Genomic DNA, 2,022 nt, shown 5'->3' on the forward strand with positions numbered 1-2,022 from the left:
GCTCGGATTTTCAGGTGAAGATTCGTGGTTTCCGGATCGAACTCGGCGAAATCGACGCCGCGCTGACACGGCATCTCCACGTCGGATTCGCCGTGACACTCGGTCGCACCGCCCCGTCCGGGGACACCGTCCTGGTGTCGTACGTCCTGCCGTCCGGTGACGACGAACCCGACGTCGCCGAACTGACCGACCATGTGCGCGGCTTCGTGCCCGCCCACATGGTGCCCGCGACCATCGTCATCCTCGACGAGCTGCCCCTCACTCCGGTGGGCAAGCTGGACCGGCAAGCATTGCCGGCCCCGGATTTCGCGATCGTCCGCACCGTGTTCCGCGCGTCGACCAGTACGGCCGAGCACACCGTGGCAGACGTCTTCGCCGAGGTGCTCGGGCTCGACCGGGCCGGGCTCGACGACAACTTCTTCGACCTGGGTGGAAACTCGCTGAGCGCGACCCGCGCCGTCGCCCGCATCAACTCCGCGCTCGGCATCGCCTTGGGGGTCCGGGAGCTGTTCGAGGCGCCGACGGTGGCGGAACTCGCCGCCCGGGCCGCTACCGCGGATCGCAGCACTGCGGCGCGTCCCGCCCTCACGGCGGCCCCGCGCCCGGACCGGGTGCCGCTGTCCCTCGCACAGCAGCGGATGTGGATCGTCAACCAGGTCGACACGACCTCGCCCGCCTACAACGTTCCGATCGCGCTGCGCCTGACCGGCGAACTCGACATCGATGCTCTGCGCGCCGCGTTCGGCGACGTCGTCGAACGGCACGAGCCGCTCCGCACCGTCTATCCCGGCTCTGCAGACGGGCCGCATCAGGTGGTGCTGCCCGCGGACCGGGTGACCCTCGACCTCACCCCGGTCACCGTGTCCGACGAGGCGGCGCTGCGCAGTGAGCTGGTGCCCCTCGCGTCGGCCGAGTTCAACGTGAGCCGCGACGTCCCGATGCGCATTGCGGTGCTGCAGATCGGTCCGGACGAACACGTGGTGGCTCTCGTGTTGCACCATATCGCGGCGGACGGATCGTCGATGGCGCCGCTCGCTCGCGACGTGATGGTTGCGTACACCGCGCGTACACACGGACGTCCCCCCGGGTGGGCGCCGATGCCGGTGCAGTACGCGGACTTCGCGCTGTGGCAACGCCGCACCCTGGGCAGCGACACCGACCCGGACTCGCTGCTTTCGGCGCAGCTGGACTACTGGCGCCGGACCCTCGACGGGATGCCCGAGCTGCTCGAGCTGCCGACCGACCGGCGGCGCCCGCTGCAGCGGTCCGCACACGGCGCCACCGTGCCGTTCGCGATCGGTGCGGACCTCCACAAGAAGCTGTCCGACCTCGCCCGGGACCACGATTCGACGCTGTTCATGGTCGCGCACGCCGCACTCGCCGTCCTGCTCGGCCGGCTGAGCGGCGAGACGGACCTCGCGGTGGGAACGCCTGTCGCCGGTCGCGGCGACGCGGCACTGGACGAGATGGTCGGCATGTTCGTCAACACCGTGGTGCTGCGGACCCGGGTCGCGCCCGAGAGCTCCTTCACCGACCTGGTGGCGCACGTCCGCGAGACCGACCTCGGGGCATTCGGGCACGCGGAGGTGCCGTTCGACCGGGTGGTGCAGGCGGTCGACCCGGTCCGTTCGACCGCGCACACCCCGCTGTTCCAGGTGCTGCTCGAGTTCCAGAACACCGAGAAGAGCCGCCTCGAACTGCCCGGGCTCATCGTCGAGGTCGTCGACGCCGGTGTCGAGGTCGCCAAATGCGATCTGTGCCTGACCCTGAGTGAGAACGTCGACGAAACCGGCGAACCTGCCGGAATGTCCGCCGCATTCGGTTTCGCCACCGACATCCTGAACGCGAGCACCGTGCGCGGGTTCGCGGACCAGTTCGTCCGCATCCTCGACGCGGTCACGGCGTCGCCCGACCGTCCGATCGGCGACATCGCCGTGATCGGTGTGGCGGAGTTGGAGTGTTTGACTCCGGTGGTGGGTGGGGTGTCGGTGTCGGAGGTGTCGTTGCCGGAGTTGTTGGCGG

1 protein-coding gene is annotated in these 2,022 nt (G+C 69.6%); it reads left to right on the forward strand.

Annotated features, from left to right (window positions below; translation table 11 throughout):
• On the forward strand, positions 1-2,022 hold a 2,022-nt coding region (locus QM841_RS42800; protein ID WP_502943341.1), incomplete at both ends, for a condensation domain-containing protein.

The organism is Rhodococcus sp. IEGM 1307, from assembly GCF_030056915.1.
Taxonomy (GTDB): domain Bacteria; phylum Actinomycetota; class Actinomycetes; order Mycobacteriales; family Mycobacteriaceae; genus Rhodococcus_F; species Rhodococcus_F opacus_D.